This is a genomic window from Roseibium sp. MMSF_3412 (assembly GCF_030733265.1).
In the GTDB taxonomy this organism is placed as follows: Bacteria; Pseudomonadota; Alphaproteobacteria; order Rhizobiales; family Stappiaceae; genus Roseibium.
This window is the reverse complement of the sequence record NZ_JASHJI010000012.1, coordinates 22,000-48,790: the sequence shown is the minus strand read 5'-3', so window position 1 is coordinate 48,790 and position 26,791 is coordinate 22,000. Positions and strand designations below refer to the sequence as shown.

Genomic DNA, 26,791 nt, shown 5'->3' with positions numbered 1-26,791 from the left:
GCCAAAGGTCCTAAGGGCGAAGAGCACCCTGTGCACAACAAAAAAACGCGGCCCCAGGCCGCGTTTTGTTTATGCTCAGCAGATCCGGGTGATCAATTGAACAGCGCCTGGCGCTCCGCTTCGGAAAGCTGCTGAAGCGGGTCGTCGGAAACGTCTTCATCCGCGGCGACCTCGTCCTCGAGTTCCCAGGCAACATCCGCCTCGGCTTCGAGCTCTGCGTCGGCTTCAAGTTCGGGTTCGGCGTCAGCGTCGGCCTCTACCTCGACCTCAGCTTCGTCTTCAATCTCCTCCGCACCAGCATCGACTTCATTGTCGAAGAGCAATTCGATTGCCGCTTCGTCGAGCGTGGCGTCCAGATCGATTTCGTCTTCTGCAGCTTCCGGCGCTGCATCTTCCTCGACAGTTTCCGCCGGGGCCGATGCGAACATGTCGTCGATCGCAGATGCATCCATCGGCTCGTCACCGCCCGCCATGATGGCGTCGACGTCGGCCTCGCTCGCGGTGCCGGAAACGTCCTGCTGTTCGGGCGTTTCGGAACCGGTTTCCGTTCCCGTTTCTTCCAGGGCTGCGTTGAAAACGTCGTCGCTGACCGACATGAGTTCATCGACGCTGTTCTGGCATACGCCCCGGCCTGACCTTTGCGGACCGTTGAGCAAATGCGCATCCGGACGCGTATCGACGGGGCCGGCGGTATCTTCGGCTTCCACGCCCTCGATACCCCAAATGCCGATCATCAGGTTGATACGGCTTTCCAGATACCTGAGAACCTGCACGACCTTGTTCGTCCGCTGACCGGTCAGGTCCTGGAACGAACACGCCATGAAGATTTCCGTCGCCTTCGCATCGATTTCATCGCAGGCAGCGTCGTCGGCACCTTTTTCGCGCAGGACCCAGGCCTGTTCCTGGATCTGTTCCGCAGCTTCCAGAATCGACTGGGTCGCACCTTCTGTCTGGGTGACGATCGCATCAAGCTCGTGTGAGGCATCGACAAAACGGTTGCTGTCGTCGTCTCCCTCGGCCTTGATGTTCGCGATTTCGGCCTTGGTCCGTTCAATCGCCTCGTGCATCTCGGCAATGTCGAGCCGGATCTTGTCGAGATCCGGGACAGTCCGTTCGCGCGTGACGACTTTTTCCAATCTCTGGATCGCTCCAAGGATTTCCGTCGTTTCAGGCGTTTTGTGGCGATTGAGATATTCTTTCAGAAACCGACGCCCGCGATCGGATTCCAGCAGGGTCTGCTCGAGAGTGTGATATTCGGCTTCGCCGATCAACTCTGGTTCTTGCTGTGTTGCTGCCGCTTTCATATGGACGCGATTCTCAACTTGCCTAAGGATCGTGTGTTGCCGTATCAGGGGCAACTTCACCGAGATCGTATGGTGAAAATCGTTAACATCCCTTTATGCCCTCGCGGTTCCAGTCCGTTTCACAGGTTAAATGACCGATTTGTCCAACAACGTTAGCGCAAGGGTTGCGGCGCTGTTTGCCTGCCACTTTTTCGGCTTTGGACTTTTTCTGCCGTTTTTTCCTCTGGTACTGGAATTTCGCGGCATAAGCGCCGCCGAAATCGGGTTTATTCTTGGGGCCGGGACGATTGCGCGGATTGCCGCCAGCCCGTTGCTTTCCAACATCGCCGACAGAACGGACCAGCGGCGATTGTCCATTCTGATCTATTCGATCATCGGGGCCGGTTTCATTTCGCTGTTTTACCTTCCGGGTGGTCTTCTTCTCGCCGGTACGGCCATGATCGGCTACATGGTGATCAAGGCACCGATCCTGCCGTTGAGCGATGCCTACGCACTTGATACGGCGCGCAACACCGGTGCCGACTACGCCCGTATGCGGCTTTGGGGTTCTGTCGGATTTGTTCTTGCCAACCTTGCCGGCGGTGTCCTTGCCGCGGAAAGCACGGCCTGGCTGATTGTCACGCTGACGATTGCCGCGTCTCTGGCAACCGGGTTCGTTGTCCTGTCGCTGCCACGCCAGCAGAAGGACACCGGCGACAAGCTTTCTGATCTGGAACCAGGCGCGAGCCCGTTTGCGCAACTCTGGTTCTGGCCCGTTCTGGCGCTCCTGGGGCTTTTTCAGGCGACACATGCAGCCTTTTACGGATTCGGCACGCTGTACTGGCGTTCGATCGATGTGCCCGACTTTAACATTGGTCTCTTGTGGGCCATTGGTGTTGTCGCCGAGATCGCGTTGTTCACGATTGCCGGGAAACTGTCACTGCGCTTCGATCCTCCGGTCTTCCTCTTCGCTGCGGGCCTGGCCGCCATCGTTCGCTGGGGACTGTTCCCGTTTGCGGAGTCGTTCGTTTTCATGGGAGCCCTGCAGGTGCTGCACGGCCTGACATTCGGCGCGGCACATCTTGGCGCCGTCGCGATCCTGGCCAAAGTGGTGCCGCAGCGCTGGTCCGGAACGGGGCAGGGGCTGTTGACCGCATCGATCGGCATTCAGACGGCAATCGGGCTTGCGGTTTCAGGTGCACTCTTCCAGCAAGATCCGCATTTGCCATTTTACCTGATGGCGGCAGCGGCCCTTGCCGGATGTGTTGCCCTGGTGTTCGCGGCGCCGGTGATCCGGCGGCACATTGGCCGAGAAGAGGCTTGAACGCAGGCGGCTATCCCCAAAGCGCCGGATCGGGCGGATAAAGCGTGCTGTCGTCGAAGCGCAGCCCCGGCGAGCGGTCCTGCGTCAGCAGCAACGGGCCGTCCAGATCGACATAGTCGGCATTCTGCCCGACCAGCACGGCTGGTGCCATGGCGAGCGATGTTCCGAGCATGCAGCCCATCATGACCTTGAAATCGGCTGTGCGTGCCGCATCGAGCAGACGCAGCGCCGCGGTCAGGCCGCCGGCCTTGTCGAGCTTGATATTGACCGCGCCATACTTGTCCCTCAGATCGTCCAGTCCTTTGCCAGGAGACAGGCTTTCGTCCGCGCAGATCGTGATCGGCGACTTGTAAGAGCGCAACATGTCATCGGATTTGGAGGGCAGGGGCTGTTCGATGAGTTCGACGCCAACGTCGGCGCAGGCCGTCATGTTGCTGTCGAAGCAGCTATCGTCCCAGGCCTCGTTGGCATCGACAATGAGTTGCGCGTTCGGCGCAGCGGAGCGCACGGCGCGAATGCGTTCGTCGTCACCGGGACCTGCAAGCTTGACTTTCAGAAGCGGTCGATGGGCGGCAGCGGCCGTTTTCCTTGCCATCGTTTCCGGCGTGTCGACGCTGATGGTGAAAGCCGTCGTAACCGGGTGCAGCGTCCCCAGACCCGCAAGCTCTGACGCCGTCTTGCCCGCTCGCTTGGCTTCAAGGTCCCACAGGGCACAGTCAACGGCATTTCGCGCAGCGCCCGCCGGCATGGCGTCCAGCAGCGCTTCGCGGGAAAGACCGGCCTTCAGCAGCGGTGTGACTTCCTCTATCTGCGTCTGAACCGTTTCCAGGGATTCGCCATAGCGCGGATAGGGCACACACTCGCCGCGCCCGGTGACCGGACCGTCGGTGATCGTGACGACGACGACCTTGGCGTGCGTGCGGGTTTCGCGGGAGATCTTGAAACCGCCCGCGATTTCAAAGCTCTCGGCCTCAATGCTGACAAGCTGATTCATGGTGCGCCGAATTCCGCCGAGACCTTGTCGACAATGGCATCCATGCCGAAACGGACCGGGTCAGTGGCCGGAAGACCGTGCTTCTCGCCAACTTTTGCCAGGAACGCGAGCGCCTCGTCCTTGTCGAGCGCGGCGGTATTGACCGCGATCCCTATACAGCGGATGTCCGGATTTGTAAGCCGGCCGCACTGAATGGTCATGTCGATGACCTGCTGGATGGTCGGCAGCGGTGTTTCAACGCCGCGCATCTTTGTTCTGGTCGGCTCGTGGCAGACGATGAAACCGTCCGGCTGCGATCCGTGCAGGAGACCAAGGGTCACCCCGGCGAACGAGGGATGAAACAGCGAGCCCTGGCCTTCGATGATCTGCCAGTTCTCGGCTTCCGTTTCCGGGGAGATCCATTCGGCTGCGCCGGAGATGAAATCGGCAACAACGGCATCAAGAGCCACACCGCGACCGGAAATGAAGACACCGGTCTGGCCGGTGGCACAGAAGGTGCTGTTGTAACCGCGCTCGTTCATGGCGCGATCCATGGCCAGCGCCGTGTACTTCTTGCCGACAGAGCAATCGGTTCCAACTGCAAGTATACGCTTTCCCTGCCTCTTGGTCCCCTTGCCAGTGGCAAAGGTCATGTCGTTGTGGCGCACGTCGTGAAGCGAGCGGCCGTTGCGCTCTGCCGCTTCCCGGATCGCCGGAATGTCGCCAAGGCGGACATGCAGGCCGGAGGCAACATCCATCCCCGAATCAAGCGCCTCGATCACGGAAGCGACCCAGTGATCGGGCAAGCGGCCTCCCGCGTTCACTGCGCCGATGATCATCGTTTTTGCGCCCGCAGCGGCGCCTTCGGCAATTTTCATGTCCGGGAGACCGGTATCAGCGGCGCAGCCTTGCAGCCTGACCTGTCCAAGACACCAGTCTTTCCGCCAATCAACGATGCCAATGGCAGTTTTTGCGGCCAGAGCGTCAGGGACATCCCCGAGGAACAAAAGATAAGGATGAGCGATTTCCATGGACAAAGCTTTCAAGTGGCTGCTGGACGTTAAAGTTCTCAATCAGGTATACGGGGGATATCGAACCAGCGGCAAGAGGGCAGCCATCCAGAATGGCATTCTTGGAAAAAAAGATTGATCCGGAGATGAAACTGGAGGCCGATGGTCCAGACCACCAGTTCCTCGCTCTTTCCGGGGACTGGACCGTGAGCACAATCGGCGATGCGGAAACCGGGCTTAAACAGCTCGAAGTTGCCAAGGACCGCCTGACCTGTATCGACGTTTCCAAGATCGAGCATCTCGACACCAGCGGCGCGTGGCTTATCCACCGCACCCGCGGCCGTCTTGAGTTCGAGGGACGGAAGGTCGGTCTGACCGGCGTCACGCCAGTCCGCCAGCAGCTCTTCGACGAGATCGACAGGCATCATCCGCCAAGCTACAAGCCTGAGCGTGGCGGTTTCACCATCGTCGGTTTTCTGGAAGCAACCGGGCGCACGATGGTCGACGCCTACAAAGACGGCCTGGCGATGATGCATATTCTCGGGTCGCTCGGGCTGGTTCTGACAACAGTCGTCATCAACCCGCGGCGGTTGCGCAGCATCTCCATTGCCGTCCAGTTCGACCGCAGCTGCATCGGTGCGGTGCCGATCGTTGCCCTGATGAGTTTTCTGATCGGGGCGATCATTTCCCAGCAGGGCGGGTTTTATCTCAAGCAGTTCGGTGTCGATATCTATGTTGTCGACCTGGCGGGCATTCTCATTCTGCGGGAGATCGGGGTCATTCTGACGGCCATCATGGTGGCCGGCCGGTCGGGGTCCGCCTTTACGGCCGAACTCGGGGCGATGCGCATGCAGGAAGAAGTGGATGCGCTTCACGTCATCGGTCTGAGCGTTACGGAAGTCCTGGTTCTGCCGCGCATTCTGGCGCTGATGATCGCCTTGCCTGTTCTCACGTTCATTGCGGACATGTCGGCCCTGTTTGGATCTGGCCTGGTCACCTGGGTCTATCTCGACATTCCGCCTGCTGCCTTCCTTACACAGCTTCAGGTGGCCATAACAAATGAAACGCTCGCCGTCGGTCTGGTGAAAGCGCCCTTCATGGCGCTGATCGTCGGCCTGATCGCCTGCGTGGAAGGACTGAAAGTCGGCGGATCTTCGGAATCACTCGGCCGTCACACCACGTTGTCGGTGGTCAAGGCGATCTTCCTTGTGATTGTCGTCGATGGCTTCTTTGCCGTGTTTTTTGCCGCAATCGGGATTTGATCGACCGCATGACCACAACAGAGGCCGAATGGAACAGCAGCGAGACGGTATCGACCGGCGATGAGGCGGACTTTGTTCTGTCGGTTCGCGATGTAACGGTCGGATTCGGCTCCAAGATCGTGTTGCAGAGCCTCGATCTCGACGTCCGGCGCGGTGAGGTGCTGGGCTTCGTGGGCGGTTCGGGCATGGGAAAGTCGGTCCTGATGCGGACCATACTCGGTCTCACGCCCAAACGCTCCGGAACGATCTCGGTCTTCGGCCATGATCTTTCCACTGCAAGCGACAAGGAACGGAAAAACATTGAGCGGCGCTGGGGCGTGCTGTTCCAGCAAGGCGCGCTGTTTTCATCGCTGAGCGTGAAACAGAACATTCAGGTGCCGATGCGCGAGCACCTGAAACTGTCCCCGCAGCTCATGGACGAGCTTGCCACGTTGAAACTCGAACTTGTCGGATTGCCTCAGGATGCGGCCGACAAACTGCCGTCGGAACTGTCCGGCGGCATGGTCAAACGGGCAAGTCTGGCGCGTGCGCTTGCACTCGACCCGGATTTGGTGTTTCTGGACGAGCCAACGTCCGGATTGGACCCGATCGGTGCGGCGGCATTCGACACGCTGATTCAAAACCTGAGTTCAACTCTCGGATTGACCGTCTACATGGTCACCCATGACCTCGATAGCCTGCATTCGATTTGCGATCGCATTGCAGTTCTTGGGAATAAACGTGTTCTGGCTATCGGGACACTTGAAGATATGATGAAAAATGACAATCCCTGGATTAAGGAATATTTCAGGGGTCAACGGGCGTTGCGCCGAGTATAGGTTGGACTGAATGGAAACCCGCGCGAGCTACATACTGATCGGTTCCTTCATGGTTGCCGTTTTGGCTGCCGCGTTCGGGTTTATCTACTGGAAGGCCGCAACGGCCGAATCCCGCCAGAACGTCGACCTCAAGATCATTTATCCCGGGCCCGTCACGGGCCTCCCGGTCGGTGGGCAGGTTCTTTTCAACGGGATCAAGGTCGGCGACGTCAAATCCCTCGATTTTGCGCCTGATGATCCGACCAAGGTTGTCGCGACAGTCGGCATCAAGCCCTCCACGCCGATCCGCGAAGACACCAAGGCGACACTGAACTTCACCGGCCTTACCGGCATCGCCTATGTCGATCTGTCCGGCGGCACATCGTCTTCGCCGCTGCTTCTCGGCAAGGATGACGGCAAGGTTCCCGTCCTCTACGCAGAGCGATCCTTCTTTGACGATATTGTCGATGGCGCGCGCGACGTGCTCAAACGCGCCGACACGACCATGAAAACGATCGAGGAAGTGCTCGTTGAGAACAAGCCGCTGATCAACGACACCATCAAGAACGTCGAGACGTTTTCTGCTGCCCTTGCCGCCAATTCGGATGGCGTGAAGGACTTCATGGCGAGCATCGGGCAGGCGTCCGAGGCGTTTTCCAGCCTGTCCGGACGGTTGGAAAAGCTCGTGGATCAGGGGGAGAGGCTGCTCGCCGCTGTTCCGTCTGACAAGGTGACGGCGATTGTCGATGACCTGACAACGTTCTCGGACAGTCTCGGCAAGGCAAGCAAGGACATCGATCTCCTGATGTCCGATGCGCAAAGCGCCGCCAAGGAACTGGATACGTTCACCAAGAAACTCAACGAAGGCCTCGATAACGTCCAGAAGATCGTTCAGGCGGTCAAGCCGGAGGATGTTGAGAAGGTCATGACCGGCGCGGCGGCGCTTGGTGGGGTGCTTGAAAGCAAAAGCGAGGACATCGGCAACCTGATCGCCTCGACCACCACAACCATGCAGAATATCGACAAGATCGTTGCCGTCGTTCAGGAACGCGAAGGCGCCATTACCGAGATCCTCGAAGGGGGCAGGGATGTCGTCGTGAAAGTGGATGCGATCATGTCACGCGGCGTCGAAATCGCCGCCGCCATCGATCCGCTCCAGATCGAACAGGTTGTTCAGTCGGTCAGTTCGTTCACCACGGGCATAAACGCCTCGCTCGTTCGTGTCGACGAGGTTCTGGCAAGCGTCGATCCCGAAACGGTTGAAAGCGCGGTGGACGGTGTCGCCAGGGTGATCGACAACTTCAACAACCAGCAAAGCCAGATCAACGAGATCATCGCGTCGACCAAGTCGACGATCCAGAATTTCGAGGCCGTTTCGGCCACCGTGCGCGATCAGGACGACCGGATCGCGGCTCTGATCACAGATGTTCAGGCAGCCGCTGAACGGTTCGCCGAGACCCTGCAGACAGCCGATGGACTGCTGAAGGCGGTGAATCCGGAGAAAGTCGCGAGCATCGTCGGATCCGTCGAGACGACGGCGTCCGAGCTTGCCAGCCAAGAAAACGGCATTCCGTCCATCCTGCAGAGTGCGCAAAAGGCGGCGGACAATGTCCAGGAGATGACCGAGAACCTGTCCAAACGCACGCCGGATGTGGACCAGATCATCACCGATGCAAAACAGATGACGGCGACCCTGAATGCAACATCCGTTCGGGTCGAAAGCCTCGTTGAGAAAGTTGCGACGATGGTCGACGGCGACGGCGAGGGGCTGATCAAGGAAGCGACACAGGCGGCAGAAGCGATCCGCAAGGTGGCGGTCGCGTTTGAAAGCCGGGCGGATTCCATTGCAGGTGGCCTCTCCAAATTCGCAACACAGGGCTCTTCCGATTTCACGGCTGCACTGGCGCAGCTCAACCGGACGCTGGTGTCGATCCAGCGGGCTGCGGAGAGTTTCGAGCGTAGCCCGAACCGGGTGATCTTCGGCGGTGAGGATGTTCCGACCTATTCCGGTGGACGCCGTCGATGAAGAAGAAAAGAAACAAGGGCGAAGGCGCATGACGAAGGCAACAGCCAAACTGACCCGTCGGGGGTTGTTGGGAGTCATGGGCCTGGGCGCGCTCGTCGGCGGGTGCGCGAGCACGGCCCCGTCTGCGTTCTACAGTCTGACATCGGCGGATGTGGACAGCCTGCGCGGCCGCTCCAGCCGGGTGCAGGTTCTGGTCGCGCCGCCGCGCGCGCTCAAAGCACTGGATACCAGCTATATCGCCGTTGTCGATGACGGTCCGATCTACAGCTACTACCCGAAATCGGCCTGGGCGGACACGTTGCCCAATGTCGTGCAGAGCAAGCTTCAGGAAACCCTTCAGAATACCGGCCGCCTGCGTGGGGTCGGGCTGCCGGGCGACGGTCTTCTGATCGACTATCAGCTTCAGACCGAGATCCGGGCGTTCGAGCTTCAGGTGTCCGGCAACCGGGGCGTTGTTGAGATCTCCGCCCGCGTGGTCAACGACCGGAACGGTCGCACGGTTGCCACCAAGGTCTTCCGTGCCGAAACGCCTGCGGGCAGTTCGTCGGTCGACAAGGCGGTGGAGGCCATGAACAGGTCAGCCGACCGCGTCTTTGCCGAAATGGCCGCCTGGACGCTCCGCAACGTCTGACACGCGAAAGATGCCCAACAGTCAGCTTGAGCAGGACTACGAGTTTATCAAGTGCGAGTTTCTCGTTTACCAGCAAGGATTGCTTGAGGCCTTTCGCAATGCCTTCCCCGTGGCCGACACATCGGATGAGCTGAGCTACATACTTGCTTTCAAGGGAAAATACTCAGTCACCGGTACCCTGATGCACCTGGGCAGCCTTTGGGGGTATCACCTACACGGGGCAGGTGTGCGTTTCATCAATATCGCTAGTCTGACGATCGTCGATGTACATGATCGGGTCCTGGACCCCTGGTTTGTTGACTTCTATAGATTGGAGATTTTTGTCGAGACGTCGGAGCACGATTTCTCCGAGGACCAATTGATTTATTTCATGTCACGCCTCAAGCAGGAATTCCCTTAAGCACAGTTCGTGTCGGCCAACTGATATCCAAAACGGTTCCGGGGCCGATATGCGATCGGCGTCGTCTAAGTGCCGCAGTGTATTGTCTCGAAAGCTGTTGGGATGTACGCAGATGTCGTGATTTTACTTCAGCGGTAGACTTTTAAGCCTTTCGATTTCTGCGAGCAGGCGTGGAATGTCCTGCCGGGCATGGGCAATGAAATCCTGATCGGCATCCGTGGCTCCGGTCAGTTAGATATCTTCGCCGCGATTTTCGCCATTGCCGGTCATGATGAAGTTGCTGCCGGCGGAGTGATCCCGTCCCTCAATGTAGGATACCCAGGTGCCAGGTGTTGCCGCGTCGCAGCGCTGCTTGATCTCTGCCAATTCTTCTTTGGTCACGGCGGCGGTGCTCCGGGTGCTTTTTTTGATGATGTCTCCGCCAATAACTCCCACCCGACCGCGGAGCAAACCAGTATCGTCAGATCAGCATCAGAGACAGGGCCGGAACCGCGATCAACAGTGCGAGGCGAAGAATGTCGGCCGCCCAGAACGGCAGGACCCCGGCAAAAATCGTGCGCAGCGGCACGTCGGTAAGGACGGAGCGCAGGACGAAGACATTGAGACCGATGGGTGGGGAAATCAGGCTGATTTCGGTGACGACGACAACAACGATGCCGAACCAGATCAGCACCAGTTCCGGGTCGTTCAGAAGCCCGGTGCCGAAATCCAGCGACGTGACCAGTGGAAAAAACACCGGCACCGTCAGGAGGATCATCGACAGGCTTTCCAGCACCGCGCCGAGCACGATGTAGATCAGCACCAGGACAAGCATGACCACATAGGCGTTGACATCGAGAGACTGGACGAATGTCAGAAGCGCGTCCGGCACGCCGGCGTAGCTGATGAAGTTGGAAAAGACTTCGGCGCCGATGATGATTGCAAAGATCATTGCCGTCGTGCGGGCACAGTTGAGCCCGGCTGTGAACAGTTTCTCGAACGTGAGGCCACCTGACAGGAAGGCGATGATGAGCGCGGTCGCCGCGCCGATGGCGGCTGCCTCCGTCGGCGTGAAGAAGCCGCCATAGATGCCCACCATGATCACCGCAAAGAGGCCAAGCACGGCCAAGACGCCCCAGACGTCCTTGCGTTCCAGCGCGATGTCGTCATGTTCCGACGGGGCTAGGGCGGGTTTGAAAAGAACGGTGACGTAGACGGCTGCCAGGTAGAAGACGACGCCGAGAAGCCCCGGGATGATTCCGGCGATGAACAGCTTGCCGATGTCGGCCTCGGTCAGAAGGCCATAGATGATCAGGATGACGCTTGGCGGGATCAGAATGCCGAGGGTTCCGCCGGCGGCGATGGAGCCGGTCGCAAGGCTGTCGGCATAGCCTGCCTTGCGCATCGAGGGCATCGCCACCTTGGACATGGTGGCAGCTGTCGCAAGCGAAGACCCGCAGACGGCGGAAAATCCGCCGCAGGCAACGATCGAGGCCATCGCAAGGCCGCCGCGCATGCGGTGCAGCAGGCTGTGCGCTGTGCTGAACAGCGACTGGCTGACGCCCGAGATGGTCAGAAGATTGCCCATCAGGATGAACAGCGGGATCACGGAGAGCGTATAGGAGAGGCCAGTATCGAATGCGGCATTGCCAAGCAGGTTCAGCGCTGCGTTCCAGTTTCGCAGAGCGGCAAACCCCGCCGTGCCGATGATCACCATGGCAACGGCTATCGGCACGCGCAGCAGAACGAGGCCGAATAGGGCGATGAATCCAATCAGTGCTTCGATCACGTATCAGGCCTTTTCGCGCAAACGGCTGAGTGTCCAGAAAACGGCGACAATGGCGGAGACTGCGAAGGAAGCCGTCCCAAGCCAGCCGATCAGGTAGAGGGGGATTTCCAGGGAATCTGTCACCTGGCCCCGGCGCTGCAGTTTTTCGGCATGTTCGAACAGCTCCACGGCGATGATCAGGAAAACGCCAATTGTCGCGAGCCCCGCGCAGATCGCGCCCAGATACTTGAAAACCCTGCTCTTGAGCCCGTCCAGAAGTTCCACCTCGATATGTTCGCCAGCTGCTGTCGTGAGCGGCAGCGCGAGAAAGATCAGCGATGCCAGCAGCAACTGCGTCAGCTCGTACGCACCGTTGACCGGGCTGTTGAAGAGATAGCGGGCGACAACGTCCACGCAGGTGAGCCCGATCATGGCTGCCAGCACAAGGAGACAGGCAAGGCCGAGCAGGAAGGTGGCACCACGCCGGAACCTGCCGGTTCTGCGTGGTGCGCCTGTTTCGGGCTCAGACGGTGTCATCAGTTGGAGATGCCTGTCTGCGCGCGCAATTCAGCGAGGGCCGCTGCGCCATCGAAGCCGGTTTCCTTGACCGCATCCGCCCAGGCCGCCTCGTGTGACGCTGCGAGTTCGCGGATCTTGCCGAGGACAGGAGCAGGGGCCTCGTAGACTTCGAGCGTCTTGTCGGCGACGAAGGCGTTTCCGCGCGCGTCTGCGCTGTCCCAGACATTGCCGGCGAGTTCGGCGAGGGCGGCTCCCGATACCTTCTCAATGGCCGCCTTGTCCTCGTCGGAAAGCCCGTCCCAGATATCTTCGTTCATCACCATGAACCAGGAGGTGTTGTAGATGCCGCCGGGGACGCTCATCGAAGAGGTGAGGTAGTCCGTCAGCTTGAATGCCTGCAATGCCTCGATCGGGAACGTGACACCGTCGATCACGCCACGGGAGAGTTTTTCGTAAACTTCGCCTGGCCCCATGAACTGCGTGGTGATGCCGAGATCCTGAGACAAATCAGCGATGTAACCGCCAGGTGTGCGGATCTTCAGGCCCGAGAAATCCTCCGGCGTTTCGATCTTGCGCTGGTTGTTGTGAAACATGCCGGGACCATGGATCCACAGTCCGAGCAGCTTGGTGCCCTGATGTTCGGCCTGGGCGTCGAGCTGCCCGCCATAGACATCCCAATAGGCCTTGGAGCCATCCGTTGCCGTGTCGGCGATAAAGGAAAACTGACCGATACGGGAGCGCAGGAAACGATCGTCGCGGGTGAAGGAATGCAGGCCGTAGGTGATATCGGCAACGCCGTCTGCCGCCAGGTCGTAATGCGCGGGCGGTGGTCCGAGCGGCTTCGGCAGGATGCGCACCGTCACGCGTCCGTCCGTTGCCTCCGCAACCTGTTCGGCCCAGGGCTCCATGACACCGGTCACGATCGGATGTTTCGGCGGCAGCCAGGACGAAAGCACCAGTTCGTCGGCAACGGCATTTGAAACAAGACCCGACAGAGCGGTTGCCGTCACGGCCGCCAGAACAGAAAGAGATTTGATGGATTTCATGGTTTTTCCTCCCACTTGCTTGTCAGCCAAGGTCCGGCCACTCCCCGACCAGGATTTTACTCGGCATTTGATGGTCGAAAATAGTTGCATATGAAACTAAGTCAATCTTAAAATGGACCGACCTGAGAATTACGGCCGAGACACCATGACCCGACGCGAAAACGCCCACACCAAGACCCCGATGAAGAATTCGGAGACTGAAAACGGTCCCGTGTTCGATCTTCAGGCGTTTTTCCCCTATCAGGTGAGGGTGTTCTACAGCGATGTCACCAATGCCTTGTCCGCCGTTTACCAGCGCGACTACGGCATGATGCCGGCCGAGTGGCGGACGATGGCGATCCTCGGTGCGGCAGAAACCGGTCTCCAGGCGACCGAGATCGTCTCTCGCTCCAGCATGGACAAGGTCGTTGTGAGCCGCGCCGTGAAGCGGATGGAAGAACGCGGATATCTGAAGCGCTCGACCCACCTGGAGGACGGAAGAAGTTTCCTCCTTCAGCTCAGCGACGAGGGCCGCGCTGTTTATGAGGATCTCGGACCCAAATTGCTGGCTGTCGAACGCAGGATGCTGAGCGGTCTGAGCGAAGACGACATTTACGGCTTTCTGGCGATCGCGCAGCGTATCCGGGACAATCTGTCGGACATTGGGGAGGCACAGGACGGGACCGGCTGATGCGGTCTTTACGCTCGCAGCCCGAACAAAAAAAGGCGGCCAGGGGCCGCCTTTTTCATGTTTGTTTTCAGAGCCCTAGTCGAGCCGGCCGCTGGCGTGCGCCAGCATCGTGTAGACCTTGCCGGTGTCCGACGTGAGGTAGGTCTGGCCGAGCATGTTGTCACGGTCGTTGCGCGAGACCTGGGCCAGCAGTTGCTCGAAGTCGGAAACATATCTTTCCACGGCGGTACGGAATTCCGGGTCGCGTGTATATTTCTGACGGATCTCGTCGAATGTCTGCTGACCCTGAAGCGTGTACAGCCTGCGGGTGAAGACGTTCCGCTCGCCGCTGCGGTAACGGTTCCACAGATCGATGAAAGTCTCGTGGTCGATCGCGCGGGCGATGTCGACCGAAAGCGAATTGAGACTTTCAACCGTCTGCAACGGTGTGCGTGCCATGCTTGTGTCGGCACTTGCATCTTCGTCACGCGAGGCCCGACGCAGCAGATCGGCAACCCAGCCCTTGCCGGCGGGGTTTCCGCCCTGCGGCTCTGCAGGCTGCTGGCGACGCATTTCAGCCGGACGCTGCTGCTGTTGAGGACGCGGATCCGCTGCCGGTGCCTGACGCTGAGGCGCCAGCGGTTCAGGCGCATAGCCCTGAGGCGAGGGGGCTGCGGCCTGCGGTGCCGGAGCACTTGCTGCAGCGGCCTGGGCCTGCGGACGCGAAATGTCGAGAGAGTTGGACTGCTTGGCCACAATCTCCGACAGCTCCGTCAGCGCGCGGATCTGCTCGTTCACGACCTTGCGCAGGGCCGCGGACGATTCCTCGGCTTCGTCCGGAAGGTTGAGAACGCCCTGTTTCAGTTCGTTGCGCGTTGCTTCCAGCTCACGGTGCACATCCCTGGCGACATCGCGCATACGGCCCGCCGCATCGTTGAAGCGGTCCGAGGCATCGCTGACCGTTTTGCTCATCTCCGAAATGATGTCGTCCTGAGCCGAACGAATGGCGTCGCGGGCCTTCTGACCTTCCATGCCCGCCGTCAGGCGCATTGACTCGAACTGTTCCGCGACCTGTTTCGATGCGGCCTCTGCGGCGGCTCCGAGCATGTTCGCGGCTTCGCGGGCCTGGTCGTCGGCCGACTCGAGCGTGTCGGACAGGTTCTGCGAGAAAGACCGCATCAACGTGTCGACAGCTTCCGTCTTCGCCAGAAGCGTATCGGCCACTTCCTCGATCGCCGTGCGGCGTTCGGTGACCCGGCCCTCGACGGACTTGTTGGTGTCTTCCAGGTGACGCGCAGCGCGTGTCAGCTCTTCCGACTGATCGCCGAAGCGATGTGTCAGGTTCTGGATGTCTGCAAGCGTGATCTGCGTGACATCGCGAAGGTTGGACACCTGCTCGTTGATGAGCGACGTGGTCTGGTTGGTTTCCTGGACAGCGCGGTCGACCGCGGACCGGAATTCTCCGGCCCGGCGGGCGAGGTTGCCTTCCACTTCGGTCAGGTTTTCGCCTGCGGTGGTGACGATGCCCTGAAGGTTGGTGTTGGATTCCTCGACCTTGTTGAGGATCTCCGTAACGTCTGCTTCCAGGCGCTGCTTCGTGTCGCTGAGAAGCGCTGTCGCGCGTTCGCTGCGATCGTTGATGCTCGCGATGATCCGGTCGCCCGCCTCGACTAGCGAACGGGTCGCATCGAGGCCGGTATGCGCGAAGGTATCGGTCACGTCGCGGCCCTTGACCGTGATGGCGTCCAGAATGGCGCCGTGGACTTCCGACAGACGCCCGGTCAGGTCGTTGGCGCGGGCCTCGATCGCATTGATGAGGTCGTTGCCATCGGTGCCGACGATGCGCGCGAGTTCGCCGCTGCGCTCACCGAAGGCCTCGTTGAGGGATGTCGCTTTTTCCATCAGCTCGTTGGCGACATCATTGCCGCGTCCGACGAGAAGTTCGGCTGCTTCCGAAACCGCGCTGTTGACGCGGGCACGAACCATGCCGGCTTCGCTCGACATCTGGCCGCGGATGTCTTCCAGCGTCTTGGTGAGCGTTGCACGGGCCTGCTCGCTTTCGGCGGAGAGGTTCCCGGAAATCTCGGCAATAACCTTGGCAAGATCGCCGCGGATCTTCTCGCTTTCACCCGAGAGCGATCCGGTGAATTCGGCAAGCGTTCCGGCATAGAGGGTTCTGGCCTTTTCGCTTTCAGCGGCCATGGCGCGGGCTGCGTCTGCCACTGCGGACAGAACCAGTTCGCGGATCTTGGTGCTTTCGCCGGACATGGCACCGGTCGCCTGATGCATCGCATTGCTGACGACATCGGCCGCTTTCTGGCTCTCGCCGACAAGCACTCCACGGGCTTCGCCCACGGAACCGAGTACGATCTGGCGCATGCGGTCACTTTCACCGGCCAACTTCTCGGTCGCCTGGTTAAGCGCCGTGTCGACAACTTCAACGGTCTTGGTGCGCTCGTCGGAGAGCGATGCCGCAGCAGCGGTCACGGCTTCCTGCACGGTGTCACGCAGACGCGTGCTTTCCGTCGACAGGGTGGCCCCGGCTTCGGAGATGACCGCCGTCAGGATATCGCGGGCACGCTCGCTTTCACCCGTAAGCGTGCCGGAGATGCTCTCCAGGCGCTCGTTGAGAAGCGTTTCGAGCTGCGTTGCGCGGCTATCAAGCGTTTCGGCGACTTCAAAGACCTTCGCACCAAGGGAAACATTGATTTCGGCGATACGCTCCGACAGCGATTCCGTGAGCTGCTCGCTCTGCTTGCCAAGGACATCGCCGGCTTCCGAGAGGCGGTTGTCGAGGGCATTGGTCATTTCGTCCTGACCGTCGACAAAGGCCTTCGCGATTTCCTTGGTGCGCGAAATGAGCGTTTCGGAAATCTGACGGGCGCGTGCATCGAGCGTTTCGTCGATGCGGTCGGTCCCGCTGGTCATCGAGGCGGACAGGAGTTCGGCCTTTTCCGCCATGGACGCAGCAGCGCCGTCAACGCGTTCGGAGAGGGTGTCACCGATTTCCGTCGCGCGTTCGGCGAGGGTGTTGCCCGCGGTCTCGATGCGCTGGCCAAGCTGCAGCGTGATGGCATCGGAGCGGTCCGCGAGAACGTCCGTGATGTTGCGGGTTTTCTCTTCCAGGGCGTCGCTGATACCGGTCGTCCGGTTTTCGATCGCATCGGACAGGATCTGGGTGCGCGCTTCAAGCGTTGCCTCGAAGGACGCCGTGCGTTGATCGAGCGTCAGATCAAGCGTGCTGATGTGATTGCCGAGGGACGAGTCCATCGTCGTGATGCGTTCGCTGATCGACCGGTCCATGGAAGACAGGCGGTTTTCAAGTGCCGCGTCCATGGTGGTCACGCGGGCACCGAGAGAGGCATCCATCGTGTTGAAACGGCTTTCCAGCGTGGTGTCCATGAAGGAGATTTTTTCTCCCAGGGACATATCGATCGAGGCAAACCGCTGTTCCAGAGAGGCATCCAGCGTGCTGATGCGGTCCGTGAGCGTTGCGTCCATCGACGTGAACCGATGTTCGAGCGACGTGTCCATCGTGCTGATGCGATCGGAAAGTGTCGCGTCGATAGCGTTGTAGCGCTGCTCCAGAGACGCATCCATGGTGCTGATGCGATCGGTGAGCGTTGCATCCATGGTGCTGATGCGATCCGTCAACGTCGCATCCACGCCCGTGAACTTCTGCTCGAGTGTCTCGTCCATCAAGGAGAGTTTCTGCTCAAGAGATGTATCCATGGAGCTGATACGGTTTGTCAGGGTCGCATCAATCGCATTGTAACGCTGCTCGAGTGAGCTATCCATTGTCGCGATGCGATCGACGAGCGACGTATCCAGGGCCGCGATCCGCTCACCAAGCGACGCATCAAGCGCGTTGCCACGTTCACCAATCGACGCGTCAATTGCCGCGGCGCGTTCGGTGAGAGTGGAGTCGATTGCTGCAAGCCGGTTTCCAAGTGCCGCATCAATCGACGCGGTATGGTTGCCGAGGGATGTGTCGAGTGTCGTCGCGCGCTCGCTGAGCACAGTTTCGACGGCTGCCAGACGATCGGTCAGAGATGTGTCGATCGCAGCTGCATGGTTGCTCAGGCTGGCCTCGAGTGTCGCCGCATGACCGCCGACAGCGGCATCCAGCGTCGCCGCGTGGCTTCCGATTGCCGAGTCGATCGCCGCAATCCGGTTGCCAAGCGAAGCGTCCATCGTGTCGATGCGCGATGCGAAGGTTGCATCAAGCGTGGACAGGCGCGAATCCATGGCCTCGGACAGGAGCAGGGTCTTCGTGCCGAAGGCGTCGATCAGCTGTCCGCCGCGCTCACCCACAAGCTCTTCAAGCTCGGACAGGCGCGCGGCGAGGCCTTCATTCAGGGCACCACCACGTATTTCGAGGGTGTCGGCGATCTGACCGCTGACCTGGTTGATATCATTGGCCACGCGGTCTCCGCGGGTGCCGATGAGTTCGGCAAGCTGCGTTCCGGTTTCGGCAAGCGTCTGGGTCAGCGTGCCGGTCTGCTGTCCCAGTCCGGCGGCAAACTGGCTGGAGACGCTTTCCAGCGTATCCCGGAAGCCGACGGTCTGCTGCTCCAGCATCGTCGCCATTTCGTTGCTGCGGGCCGTCAGGCGCTCGTCAAGTTCGGTTCCATTGATGGAAATCGCCGTGTAGATGCGTTCCGAAATGCTGTCCAGCTTCTCGGCAAGTTCACCGCCGCGGACAGAGATGGTCTGGGTGAGAGATCCGGCGGTCTCGTCCAGTTTGGCGGCAATTTCACCACCGCGCAGGGACAGGTCGACCACGATGCTCTCACCGGTTCCGCGAAGGATTTCAGCAACTTCCGTCGACCGGCCGGAAAGGGTCTCGACGATTTCAGCACCGCGGATCGAAATCGTGTCGGTCACGGTCTGACCACGTTCGGAAATGCTTTCCACAACGCGGTTACCCGTTTCTGCCAGGGACTCATCGAGATTGGTGACACGCGTATCCACCGTCGAGACAAGCTCTTCGGTTCTCGATGTGATCGTGTCGATCAGGCGGCCGGAAGTCAGCGACAGATTGGCATTGATCTCTTCGCCGCGCTGCGTGATGACGTCGCCCACCGTGATGCCGGTGTTTTCCAGCGTTGCGCGGAACTCGTCGGCCTTGCTGCTGAGGGTCGAGACAACGGAGGTGCTGGAGGATGCCAGCGTTTCGTTGATCTCCGTTCCCCGCGCGGTCAGCGTCTCGACAAAGGCATTCGCGGTTTCCGCGAAGCGCTCGTTCACCTGGTTGCCGCGCGCCGACAGGGTTTCCCACATCGTGGTGCCGGTTTCAGACAGGTTGTCGACCAGTTCATGACCGGTGAGGGACAGGCGGGACACATAGTCTTCCGCGCGATGCGTCAGGTTGTCGACAAGTTCGTTGCCGGACGCATTGAGGGTCGCACCAAGGGACTCGATCCGGCTGTCGACTGTCGAGGTCAGTTCCTCGACCCGGCTGTTGACGGCATCAATCATGCGCTGCGAAGCCTGATCGACGGTCTCGCCAAGCTCGTTGGACGTACCGGAGAGCTGCGAGGAGAACTTCTCGTGGGCACCGGCGATCGTTTCGCGCACGCGCTCCGCATTGATGACGATGGACTCGCGCTGGCTGACAAGCTCCTCGATCAGTGCGCGGATCTTGAGCTCATTATCATTATAGGAGCGTTCGAGAGACGAAACCTCGTTGTGCACAAGCACTTCGAGCTCGCTTGCACGGGCAATGGCGCGCTCGATGCCGTCACCCATGGCCGCGACCTCGCGGCGGATAGCCTGACCAACGCTCAGGATGGATTCCTTGGCCATGTCTTCCGGCTCGGCAAGGCGCAGGGCAACCTCGGTCATGCCGCGCGCGACGATACGCATTTCCTGTGCACGCCAGATCATCATGGCCATCACGAAGAAGAAGATGATGGGGACAAGGATCCCGACGGCGGCGAGGATGATTTCAGGAGAAGACAGCAGGGCCTGCGTGTCGAGTGTCGAGACCTGATCGGAAAAGGTGGAGAAGAAAAGGCTGCCGCCGAGCGCAGCCCAGACCGCGCTCAAGGCCAGGGCACCCCAGAACGGGGCCGAAGAGGGGCGGCGCTGCAGGGCGTAGATCAGGTTGCCGATATTGCGGCGATCGTCGTTGGCTGCGGGCGGACGTCCACCGCGACCGCGCCGGCGCGGCGCACGCTGTTCCTCGCGCGCGGGTTCGCTTGACGCCGGCGGTTTGGGCTCTTTCTCGGGTTCAGCTTCCACAGCCGCGCTTGCTTCCGGAGCGCCTTCATCGAAATTGAAGGTCGCGTCAGGGCCGCCAAAGTCAAGCTTCAGGGCTTCTTCAACTGCTGACAGGGCCGCTTCCGCAGGATCCTTGGCCTTTGTCGGATTTGCCATTTATGGTCGCCTCACGTCCGTACTCATTACACGCCGGGAAAACTCGCCAGTCGCCACAAGCGACCGTTCCCTAGTCTATCTGATGCGTCATTTCGCGTCTGCCATTGGACATACACCAGCGCAAAACTGCTTTTTCTAAGGAGGGCCGCCGCTGACCTACCGCCATTATACACCAGACGGTCTGCTCCTATCTTGCCGCATCACCAACTGTAATGGCACAATCTCTCCCATCGAACAAGAAACTGTAATGGCGTGAATCACTTAGGGGGCGGTTTCGATGCCGAAATCGAAGAAAGAAGGCGTGGTGGAGGAGGGAGCTTCGGCGTCCGCTCCGGGCGCACTGAAACTCGGAAACCTGACTGCCGTTCAAAAGCGATGGTTGAAAAGGGGACTTGAACAACCGGGTGGAAAATTGCCTCTGTTCGACGAAAACGGACGTGAAATTCCGGCACGAACGATCAGAGCGTGCATTGATGCAGGTTGGGCAGAGCCTTGGTTTTCCAACCCAATCAAGCCCAACTGGCTGGTTTGCCGGCTCACGCCCGACGCATTCGAGGTTCTCAGTTCAAGTCGAATTCGCAAAAAAAGTTAACGGCTGTTTGCCTCGTTCGACCGGCTTCGGTTTTGACAAACGGCGGAAAGGCAACGTTTTTTTTCCAGCCAGCTTCGCCCGCGGAAATTGCTCCGTTAACCAAACTTTCAGTTTTTTGGGGACATTGGGCCGAGTCGGGTGTTTGTCAGCCGCATTTAACCGGGTGTTTGGGTCTTGAGAGCACACTTTTGAGCAGTCCAAGCCGCCGGCGAGGTGCCGTGTGGTGTGTAATGAGTAACTTGGAGCCCGACAATGGCCCCTTCATCGATGGCCCGTGTCAGCGGCCGCTGCGGTCCCGAAGCGCCGATCGACCTTGTACAACTGGCAACAAACACCCTGGGGAACCGGGATCTTGAAGTTCAGGTCCTTCACCTGTTCAAATCACAGTCTTCTTCAACGCTCGAACGTCTTGCAAACGAGACCGACATGAGCGTGCGGCTGGATCTGGTACACACGCTGAAAGGATCCGCGCGGGCGATCGGCGCCGGCCGTGTCGCCGAGGTTTGCGAGAATCTTGAGGGCCGCATGAAACAGGCACCCGGGTCCGCGACCGAAGGGCTGGTTGCCGCGGTCGACGAGGCCAACACGTATATCAGGGATCTGCTCGCGGGCTGATCCCTCAAAGGTTTTCGGCCTGTTTGCATCCGGAATACGTCATCGTCCTTGACCTTTGCGTTGGAAGCTTTATGTCGGTTCAGCTGAAACCTGCAATTCGAGGCTTGGACGCGACTGATGCCGAAAATTACTTTTATCAACTCTGATGGAAACCAGACCGAAATCGATGCCGCCGAAGGCACGACGGTGATGGAAAACGCCATCAAGAACATGGTTCAGGGTATTGAAGCCGAATGCGGCGGTGCCTGCGCCTGCGCGACATGTCATGTGTATGTCGATGACGCCTGGACAGACAAAACCGGATCCGCCGAACCGATGGAAGAAGACATGCTCGATTTCGCCTATGACGTGAAACCGTCGTCGCGTCTGTCGTGCCAGATCAAGGTGACCTCGGAACTGGACGGTCTCGTTGTGCACGTGCCGGAACGCCAGGCGTAACGCTGAAGCCTTTGCCTTAAAGGGAAAGCCCGCCGGACGATGGCGGGCTTTTTCATTTGGATTTCCGCTATTCGGCTGCCTGTGCTGCCGGTTTTCGGAACCAGAAGTCAACCTCGCGGCCTTCCTCGGGATTGCCCGGGATGAGTGAGGCGAGCACAAGACTGACGGCGGCCATGGCGGCGCCTGCCAGGAACACGGCCGCCGGGGAAATGAGCCAGACGAAGCCGAACAGGACGGGAATGAACACCGCCGCGATATGGTTGATCGTGAAAGCGACGCCTGCCGTCGGTGCGATGTCCTTCGGATCGGCGATCTTCTGGAAATAGGTCTTCATCGCGATCGCCACCGCAAAGAAGGCGTGATCGATCACGTAGAGGCTGGCCGCGACCCAGGGACTTGAGACAAAGGCATAGGCGACGAAGACGCCGATCAGGCCGATATACTCCAGAATGAGCGCCTTGCGTTCCCCGAACCGGACGATCAGGTGACCGATTTTCGGTGCCAGGATCATGCTGAAGACGCCGTTGATCAGGAACAGACCGGCGATTTCATGAACGTCATAGCCGAAGCGTTCAACCATCAGGAAGCCTGCGAATACCATGAAGATCTGGCGGCGCGCACCACCCATGAAGGTGAGCGCGTAGTAGAGCCAGTAGCGTTTGCGCAGGATCAGCTTCTTGTGCTGCGGCACGCCTTCCTTGAAGTGGGGGTAAGCCATCATCAGAAACGCGAGAACGACCAGTGTCAGGCCACCGGCTATCGCGAAGACGAAGGTGAAGGAAAGGTCGAATGTCTTCCAGGCGACGAAAATGAGACCGTAGGCGATCAGCTGGGCGAACGCGCCAACGGCAATGATCTTGCCCATGCTGGCTGCCGCCGTTGCCTTAGGCAGCCACTGAAGCGACAGCGACTGGGCCATGGTCTCATAATAGTGAAAGCCGATCGACATGATCAGCGTGGTGACATAGAAGCCGAGTGCAGTCGGAAAGTAGCCGGTGATCGCAACGCCGACGCCCAGAAGCAAAAGCGATACATAGGCGAGGGTCTGCTCGCGCATCAGGAGCAGCAGGTAAACCGCCAGAAAACTCAGGAATCCCGGGATTTCGCGGATCGATTGCTGGATGCCGATCTCCCGGCCAGAAAAGTCGAGTTCCTGAACCGCAAAATTGTTCATGAGGTTCCACCAGGCAGCGAAGGACAGCTGCATGGCGCCTGCCATGATCATCAGGAGGACTGCCGGAGACCGCCAGCCGGTTACTTCGTGTGTGTCTGCGCTTTGTGTAAAGTAGGTCATTCCGCTTCCGTTAGATCAGGACGTCTATCGACAGCGCCGTCCAGAAAGCTTCTAGTCCCGATTTGGACTTGCGTGTTAGCGCTGTTTTGTCATGATATATCTCCCAGTTGCCAAAATTTTCCTGTCCGGTCGGGAATTGACCGTCTTTTTCAGGGGCTGACGCATGTCCATTCATCCCGAGTTATCCGAGTTTCCGACGCACGAGGTCGCTGCACCGCTTATCGGCTACGCGAAGGCGCAGCCGCGCGGTGCACTGAACGAGTGGCATGCTCATGACGCCGCGCAGCTTTTTCATGTCGTGAAGGGTTCGCTGGCAATCGAAACCGAGCACGGCACTTTCTTCGCCCCACCCGAAAGGGCCGTTTGGCTGCCGCCGCGCGTCGCGCACCAGACCCGCTATCTGACGGATACCGATATCAGATATGTTTACGTCCAGATCGATCATGCCCGCGACCTTCCGCAAACGCCGCAGGTGATCCAGGTCACCAACCTTTTGCGCGCGCTGATCCTTGAGTTCATGTCCTACCCGCGTTCTGAGACGGAGGAGGGACCGGCGGCACGCATCGCAGCCGTCATTCTCGACCAGCTCAAGATGCTTCCGGCTGCCCCGTTGCAGCTGCCGATGCCGCAGGACAGCAGGCTCAGAACGCTTTGTGAGGCCATTGTCAGATGTCCCGCCCACATTCCCTCGCTTGAGGAGGCCGCGCGGCGGTGCACGGTCTCGGTGCGGTCCTTTGAACGGCGCATGAAAGCCGAGACCGGGCTCAGTTTCAGGACGTGGTGCCGGCAGGTGAAACTGTTCCGGGCGCTTGAGCTTCTGGCTTCCGGGCGCACGGTTTCCGATGTCTCGCACAAGCTTGGCTATGAGGGGCCAAGCGCGTTTGTTGCCACGTTCAAAAAGGCATTCGGCGTCACGCCGGGGCGATATTTCGCGTCTGTCGAGACCGATTGATCTGCCTCATGGCGCTGAAAGGCGGAAGACCCAAGACTCGGTTCAAACAGTCTTGGAGAAAACGCCATGTTTGAGAAAATCCTCGTTCCCGTCGATCCCGCTGAACCGGGTTTTGCAAAAGACGCGCTTTCGAAAGCAGCGCAGATGGCTCGCGACTACGGAGCCAAGGTCCACCTGATGGCCGTTTGCCCGGAAGTGCAGAGCTTTGTCGCCAGCCAATTGCCCGAGGGCTGGCAGAAGCGGGCGACGAGCGAAACCGCCGTCATCCTGGACAAGATCGGTGCGGATCTCAACCTTCCGGACGGGGTGGTCGACAGCGTCGTGCGCATGGGCAGCGTCTATCACGAAGTCATAGATGAAGCCGAACAAGCAGGTTGCGACCTGGTTCTGATGAGTTCGCACAAGCCGGGCCTCAGCACCTATTTCATCGGGTCCAACGCCGCCCATATCGTCCGGCACGCACCTTGTTCGGTCATGGTCCTGCGCGGCTGACGGGGTTCCGGTTTCAGGGCTTGCGGGTCAACAGCATGGCGACTGCCAGATAACGGAACGGGTAGAGATCAGGCGCCGCTCTCAGGATCTCATCCGCCCGGTCGTAAACCCGGTCGACCAGTCCGCCCCTTTCGGGCGTGTCGGGCAGGGCATTCGTCAACACCGCTTCGGTGAATGCCCGGAAAAAGTGGACATAGGCTGTCGCATAAGCATCAAGATCGCCGTCCTCCTTGTACTGCTCGACGAAGGGGACGGTGATTTCGTAATCCCTTGCTTGGTTCACCTCGAAAAGATCCGCCGTTTCGGAGCCCGGATCGAGCGCGGGTCCGGTCAGTTCCTCCAGCCGCCGCATATAGACCGGCTGGTAGTAACGGTCGTAGGTTTCCCGATCGATCTCGCCGGTTTCGACAAAGCCAAGAACGGCATCGTTCAGGAGGTCGTAAATTCCGTCGCAGGTCTTTGCCTCGTCGGTGGCACCGAAAACCTGCACCAGCAGCTGGCCGCCCGGAACCAGTTCCCGAGCCCTGACTTTCAGGAACGCCTCGACGTCGCGCCTGGCCTGAGCCCTGAATGTGGCCGTTTCTTCTTCCGAGACAAAGCCATTGCCCCTGATGGCGCTTGGCCCGTTCGGCTGGATGTAACCGGGCAGCGTTTCCACGGGGCGTCGGGAAAGAAACCCGATGGCGTTGAACGTCGTTGCCAGATGAACGCTTCGGTCCGGCCGCAGTTGATCGTACATGGACCCGCCAACGGCTGACGAAAACACCCGGCCGCTGCCGAAGACGGACTGGCCGTGCGGGCGAAGGTTCTGGAACAGCGTTCCAAAGTCATTTGTCGGCAAATCGGAGTGGACCGTTTGCACCGGCAGCGGTGTGCGCGGCAAGGCCGTCCGAAGCGCTCGTTCCATCACGGCAACCGAATTGCGTCCTTCCGAACAGCCATAATCGGCGAAGGTGATCACGCCGTCGCCCTGAAGAGGAAACGTTGCTGCCGCATGGTCGAGCAACGGCAGGACCGCCTCAATGGCGTTCCACTGGGTTCGGGAATTGGCATCGTAGTAGCCGTGCCCGGTCATGCCCGTCGTCGTCGCGTGGCTGTCCGGGTCGATCCGAGCGGTGTCCGGTGAGGTGCCGCCGGCGTTTTCCCCGCTCATTTGCCGTGCCCTGAAAAGACCATCATCGCGCCAGTTCCTTCATCGCCTCGGTCAGACCTTCGACCGTCATCGGATACATGCGGCCTTCCATCAGCTCATTCAGCATCTTTATCGAATGGGTGTAGTGCCAGTGTTCCTCGCGCACCGGATTGAGCCAGACGGCACTTTTGTAGAGATTGGTGACGCGCTGCATCCAGACTGTCCCGGCCTCCTCGTTCCAGTGTTCCACCGACCCGCCTGCATAGGCAATTTCATAAGGGCTCATGGATGCATCGCCGACGAAGATGATCTTGTAGTCCGATGGGTATTTATGGAGCACATCCATCGTATCCATGCGTTCGGTGTACCGCCGCCGGTTTTCCTTCCAGACGTATTCGTAAAGGCAGTTATGGAAGTAGAAATGCTCCATCACCTTGAATTCGGACCTTGCGGCCGAAAACATCTCTTCGCACACCCGAATATGATCGTCCATCGATCCGCCGATGTCGAAGAAGAGCAGCACCTTGACCGCGTTGTGCCGTTCCGGCCGCATCTTGATGTCGAGCAGACCCTTGTGCGCGGTCGAGCGGATCGTATCGTCGAGGTCGAGCTCCTCGGCGGCGCCCGTGCGGGCAAAGTTTCTGAGCCGTTTGAGCGCAACCTGAATATTCCGCGTCCCCAGAAGCTGGGTGTCGTCCAGGTCCTTGAAATCCCGCTTGTCCCAGACCTTGACGGCACGCCGATGGCGGCTTTCCTTCTGGCCGATACGCACGCCTTCGGGATTGTAGCCGTAGGCGCCGAAAGGGGACGTTCCCGCGGTGCCGATCCACTTGTTGCCGCCCTGGTGGCGCTTTTCCTGCTCCTTGAGGCGTTCGCGCAACGTTTCCATAAGCTTCTCAAAGCCGCCGAGCGCTTCGATCTGGGCCTTTTCTTCTTCGCTCAGATGCTTTTCGGCCAGCTTTCGAAGCCATTCCTCGGGAAGGTCGGTGACCGGAACGTCGCTCATCAGGTCGAGGCCCTTGAAGACGTGAGCGAACACCCGGTCGAATTTGTCGAGATTGCTCTCGTCCTTCACCAGCGTCAGCCGGGCGAGGTAATAGAAATCCTCGACGCTGCGTTCCGCGAGATCCTTGTCCAGCGCGTCCATGAGCGTCAGGTATTCGCGCAGCGAAACCGGTATTCCGGCGGATTTCAGCTCGGAGAAGAAGTTGATGAACATCACATGAAA

At 59.6% G+C, this 26,791-nt stretch carries 23 protein-coding genes; 12 read left to right on the top strand and 11 right to left on the bottom strand.

The genetic code is table 11. The annotated features are described in order from the left end of the window. Positions 1-92: 92 nt before the first annotated feature. Positions 93-1,304 carry a protein phosphatase CheZ gene (locus RBB49_RS19515; RefSeq protein WP_306144560.1) on the bottom strand — a complete coding sequence of 404 codons (1,212 nt, stop codon included), beginning with the start codon at positions 1,302-1,304 and terminating at the stop codon, positions 93-95. A 130-nt stretch (positions 1,305-1,434) separates the two neighbouring features. Between RBB49_RS19515 and RBB49_RS19510 the strand changes: the two genes are divergently transcribed. Continuing rightward, positions 1,435-2,607 (top strand): MFS transporter, encoded by a 1,173-nt coding sequence (locus RBB49_RS19510; protein ID WP_306144559.1) that lies wholly within the window; start codon positions 1,435-1,437, stop codon positions 2,605-2,607. A gap of 10 nt (positions 2,608-2,617) precedes the next feature. On the opposite strand, the gene dgcA is transcribed toward RBB49_RS19510, so the two are convergent. Together dgcA and dgcN are read right to left on the bottom strand one after the other, a co-directional pair. Continuing rightward, positions 2,618-3,601 (bottom strand): N-acetyl-D-Glu racemase DgcA, encoded by a 984-nt coding sequence (gene dgcA, locus RBB49_RS19505; RefSeq protein WP_306144558.1) that lies wholly within the window; start codon positions 3,599-3,601, stop codon positions 2,618-2,620. Further along, entirely contained in the window at positions 3,598-4,611 is a 1,014-nt protein-coding gene (dgcN, locus tag RBB49_RS19500; RefSeq protein ID WP_306144557.1) for an N-acetyltransferase DgcN, read from the bottom strand. The genes dgcA and dgcN overlap by 4 nt, the downstream gene beginning before the upstream one ends. A gap of 92 nt (positions 4,612-4,703) precedes the next feature. Between dgcN and RBB49_RS19495 the strand changes: the two genes are divergently transcribed. The 5 genes from RBB49_RS19495 to RBB49_RS19475 are packed head-to-tail and all read left to right on the top strand — an operon-like array spanning position 4,704 to position 9,706. Then, the gene (locus tag RBB49_RS19495; protein ID WP_306144556.1) at positions 4,704-5,852 is read left to right on the top strand and encodes an ABC transporter permease; all 1,149 of its coding nucleotides are present in this window, start codon (positions 4,704-4,706) and stop codon (positions 5,850-5,852) included. An 8-nt stretch (positions 5,853-5,860) separates the two neighbouring features. Next, positions 5,861-6,670 carry an ABC transporter ATP-binding protein gene (locus tag RBB49_RS19490; RefSeq protein ID WP_306144555.1) on the top strand — a complete coding sequence of 270 codons (810 nt, stop codon included), beginning with the start codon at positions 5,861-5,863 and terminating at the stop codon, positions 6,668-6,670. Positions 6,671-6,680: 10 nt separating this feature from the next. Next, positions 6,681-8,675 carry an MlaD family protein gene (locus tag RBB49_RS19485; protein WP_306144554.1) on the top strand — a complete coding sequence of 665 codons (1,995 nt, stop codon included), beginning with the start codon at positions 6,681-6,683 and terminating at the stop codon, positions 8,673-8,675. 28 nt (positions 8,676-8,703) lie between these two features. Continuing rightward, the gene (locus RBB49_RS19480) at positions 8,704-9,306 is read left to right on the top strand and encodes an ABC-type transport auxiliary lipoprotein family protein (protein WP_306144553.1); all 603 of its coding nucleotides are present in this window, start codon (positions 8,704-8,706) and stop codon (positions 9,304-9,306) included. 10 nt (positions 9,307-9,316) lie between these two features. After that, positions 9,317-9,706 carry a hypothetical protein gene (locus RBB49_RS19475; RefSeq protein WP_306144552.1) on the top strand — a complete coding sequence of 130 codons (390 nt, stop codon included), beginning with the start codon at positions 9,317-9,319 and terminating at the stop codon, positions 9,704-9,706. A gap of 231 nt (positions 9,707-9,937) precedes the next feature. On the opposite strand, the gene RBB49_RS19470 is transcribed toward RBB49_RS19475, so the two are convergent. The 4 genes from RBB49_RS19470 to RBB49_RS19455 all read right to left on the bottom strand — a co-directional run bounded on the left by RBB49_RS19470 (position 9,938) and on the right by RBB49_RS19455 (position 13,018). Next, positions 9,938-10,087, bottom strand: coding sequence for a hypothetical protein (locus RBB49_RS19470; protein WP_306144551.1), 150 nt, complete (start codon positions 10,085-10,087; stop codon positions 9,938-9,940). Between the two features lie 79 nt (positions 10,088-10,166). Then, on the bottom strand, positions 10,167-11,474 hold the full coding sequence (locus RBB49_RS19465; protein WP_306144550.1) for a TRAP transporter large permease: 1,308 nt from the start codon (positions 11,472-11,474) through the stop codon (positions 10,167-10,169). Positions 11,475-11,477: 3 nt separating this feature from the next. Further along, the gene (locus RBB49_RS19460; protein WP_306144549.1) at positions 11,478-11,990 is read right to left on the bottom strand and encodes a TRAP transporter small permease; all 513 of its coding nucleotides are present in this window, start codon (positions 11,988-11,990) and stop codon (positions 11,478-11,480) included. Continuing rightward, positions 11,990-13,018, bottom strand: coding sequence for a TRAP transporter substrate-binding protein (locus tag RBB49_RS19455; protein ID WP_306144548.1), 1,029 nt, complete (start codon positions 13,016-13,018; stop codon positions 11,990-11,992). Before RBB49_RS19455 ends, RBB49_RS19460 begins: the two co-directional genes overlap by 1 nt. Before the next feature lie 145 nt (positions 13,019-13,163). Between RBB49_RS19455 and RBB49_RS19450 the strand changes: the two genes are divergently transcribed. Continuing rightward, entirely contained in the window at positions 13,164-13,688 is a 525-nt protein-coding gene (locus tag RBB49_RS19450; protein WP_306144547.1) for a MarR family winged helix-turn-helix transcriptional regulator, read from the top strand. 75 nt (positions 13,689-13,763) lie between these two features. Here RBB49_RS19450 and RBB49_RS19445 read toward each other — a convergent pair whose 3' ends face one another. After that, entirely contained in the window at positions 13,764-20,048 is a 6,285-nt protein-coding gene (locus tag RBB49_RS19445; RefSeq protein WP_306144546.1) for an antitoxin, read from the bottom strand. 277 nt (positions 20,049-20,325) lie between these two features. On the opposite strand from RBB49_RS19445, the gene RBB49_RS19440 reads away from it, so the two are divergent. The 3 genes from RBB49_RS19440 (at position 20,326) to RBB49_RS19430 (ending at position 21,693) form a co-directional block, all read left to right on the top strand. Further along, entirely contained in the window at positions 20,326-20,640 is a 315-nt protein-coding gene (locus tag RBB49_RS19440) for a hypothetical protein (RefSeq protein ID WP_306144545.1), read from the top strand. A gap of 252 nt (positions 20,641-20,892) precedes the next feature. Continuing rightward, positions 20,893-21,255, top strand: coding sequence for an Hpt domain-containing protein (locus RBB49_RS19435; protein WP_306144544.1), 363 nt, complete (start codon positions 20,893-20,895; stop codon positions 21,253-21,255). 117 nt (positions 21,256-21,372) lie between these two features. After that, on the top strand, positions 21,373-21,693 hold the full coding sequence (locus RBB49_RS19430; RefSeq protein ID WP_306144543.1) for a 2Fe-2S iron-sulfur cluster-binding protein: 321 nt from the start codon (positions 21,373-21,375) through the stop codon (positions 21,691-21,693). 67 nt (positions 21,694-21,760) lie between these two features. Here RBB49_RS19430 and RBB49_RS19425 read toward each other — a convergent pair whose 3' ends face one another. After that, positions 21,761-22,987: an MFS transporter gene (locus RBB49_RS19425; RefSeq protein ID WP_306144542.1), complete on the bottom strand. Its 1,227-nt coding sequence runs from the start codon at positions 22,985-22,987 to the stop codon at positions 21,761-21,763. Between the two features lie 163 nt (positions 22,988-23,150). Between RBB49_RS19425 and RBB49_RS19420 the strand changes: the two genes are divergently transcribed. Both RBB49_RS19420 and RBB49_RS19415 read left to right on the top strand, forming a co-directional pair. Further along, positions 23,151-23,939, top strand: coding sequence for a helix-turn-helix domain-containing protein (locus tag RBB49_RS19420; RefSeq protein ID WP_306144541.1), 789 nt, complete (start codon positions 23,151-23,153; stop codon positions 23,937-23,939). 66 nt (positions 23,940-24,005) lie between these two features. Continuing rightward, positions 24,006-24,431: a universal stress protein gene (locus RBB49_RS19415; RefSeq protein ID WP_306144540.1), complete on the top strand. Its 426-nt coding sequence runs from the start codon at positions 24,006-24,008 to the stop codon at positions 24,429-24,431. A 13-nt stretch (positions 24,432-24,444) separates the two neighbouring features. Here the strand turns inward: RBB49_RS19415 and RBB49_RS19410 are convergent, their stop codons facing one another. Continuing rightward, positions 24,445-25,584 carry a hypothetical protein gene (locus RBB49_RS19410; protein WP_306144539.1) on the bottom strand — a complete coding sequence of 380 codons (1,140 nt, stop codon included), beginning with the start codon at positions 25,582-25,584 and terminating at the stop codon, positions 24,445-24,447. Between the two features lie 22 nt (positions 25,585-25,606). Then, positions 25,607-26,782 carry a VWA domain-containing protein gene (locus RBB49_RS19405; RefSeq protein ID WP_306144538.1) on the bottom strand — a complete coding sequence of 392 codons (1,176 nt, stop codon included), beginning with the start codon at positions 26,780-26,782 and terminating at the stop codon, positions 25,607-25,609. Between the last annotated feature and the right edge of the window lie 9 nt (positions 26,783-26,791).

What these genes read in the sequence shown, in the direction of transcription:
- RBB49_RS19515 (WP_306144560.1), bottom strand. Translation starts at nt 1,304, where the DNA reads ATGAAAGCGGCAGCAACACAGCAAGAACCAGAGTTGATCGGCGAAGCC.
- RBB49_RS19510 (WP_306144559.1), top strand. Translation starts at nt 1,435, where the DNA reads ATGACCGATTTGTCCAACAACGTTAGCGCAAGGGTTGCGGCGCTGTTT.
- dgcA (WP_306144558.1), bottom strand. Translation starts at nt 3,601, where the DNA reads ATGAATCAGCTTGTCAGCATTGAGGCCGAGAGCTTTGAAATCGCGGGC.
- dgcN (WP_306144557.1), bottom strand. Translation starts at nt 4,611, where the DNA reads ATGGAAATCGCTCATCCTTATCTTTTGTTCCTCGGGGATGTCCCTGAC.
- RBB49_RS19495 (WP_306144556.1), top strand. Translation starts at nt 4,704, where the DNA reads ATGGCATTCTTGGAAAAAAAGATTGATCCGGAGATGAAACTGGAGGCC.
- RBB49_RS19490 (WP_306144555.1), top strand. Translation starts at nt 5,861, where the DNA reads ATGACCACAACAGAGGCCGAATGGAACAGCAGCGAGACGGTATCGACC.
- RBB49_RS19485 (WP_306144554.1), top strand. Translation starts at nt 6,681, where the DNA reads ATGGAAACCCGCGCGAGCTACATACTGATCGGTTCCTTCATGGTTGCC.
- RBB49_RS19480 (WP_306144553.1), top strand. Translation starts at nt 8,704, where the DNA reads ATGACGAAGGCAACAGCCAAACTGACCCGTCGGGGGTTGTTGGGAGTC.
- RBB49_RS19475 (WP_306144552.1), top strand. Translation starts at nt 9,317, where the DNA reads ATGCCCAACAGTCAGCTTGAGCAGGACTACGAGTTTATCAAGTGCGAG.
- RBB49_RS19460 (WP_306144549.1), bottom strand. Translation starts at nt 11,990, where the DNA reads ATGACACCGTCTGAGCCCGAAACAGGCGCACCACGCAGAACCGGCAGG.
- RBB49_RS19455 (WP_306144548.1), bottom strand. Translation starts at nt 13,018, where the DNA reads ATGAAATCCATCAAATCTCTTTCTGTTCTGGCGGCCGTGACGGCAACC.
- RBB49_RS19450 (WP_306144547.1), top strand. Translation starts at nt 13,164, where the DNA reads ATGACCCGACGCGAAAACGCCCACACCAAGACCCCGATGAAGAATTCG.
- RBB49_RS19445 (WP_306144546.1), bottom strand. Translation starts at nt 20,048, where the DNA reads ATGGCAAATCCGACAAAGGCCAAGGATCCTGCGGAAGCGGCCCTGTCA.
- RBB49_RS19440 (WP_306144545.1), top strand. Translation starts at nt 20,326, where the DNA reads ATGCCGAAATCGAAGAAAGAAGGCGTGGTGGAGGAGGGAGCTTCGGCG.
- RBB49_RS19435 (WP_306144544.1), top strand. Translation starts at nt 20,893, where the DNA reads ATGGCCCCTTCATCGATGGCCCGTGTCAGCGGCCGCTGCGGTCCCGAA.
- RBB49_RS19430 (WP_306144543.1), top strand. Translation starts at nt 21,373, where the DNA reads ATGCCGAAAATTACTTTTATCAACTCTGATGGAAACCAGACCGAAATC.
- RBB49_RS19425 (WP_306144542.1), bottom strand. Translation starts at nt 22,987, where the DNA reads ATGACCTACTTTACACAAAGCGCAGACACACACGAAGTAACCGGCTGG.
- RBB49_RS19420 (WP_306144541.1), top strand. Translation starts at nt 23,151, where the DNA reads ATGTCCATTCATCCCGAGTTATCCGAGTTTCCGACGCACGAGGTCGCT.
- RBB49_RS19415 (WP_306144540.1), top strand. Translation starts at nt 24,006, where the DNA reads ATGTTTGAGAAAATCCTCGTTCCCGTCGATCCCGCTGAACCGGGTTTT.
- RBB49_RS19410 (WP_306144539.1), bottom strand. Translation starts at nt 25,584, where the DNA reads ATGAGCGGGGAAAACGCCGGCGGCACCTCACCGGACACCGCTCGGATC.
- RBB49_RS19405 (WP_306144538.1), bottom strand. Translation starts at nt 26,782, where the DNA reads ATGTTCATCAACTTCTTCTCCGAGCTGAAATCCGCCGGAATACCGGTT.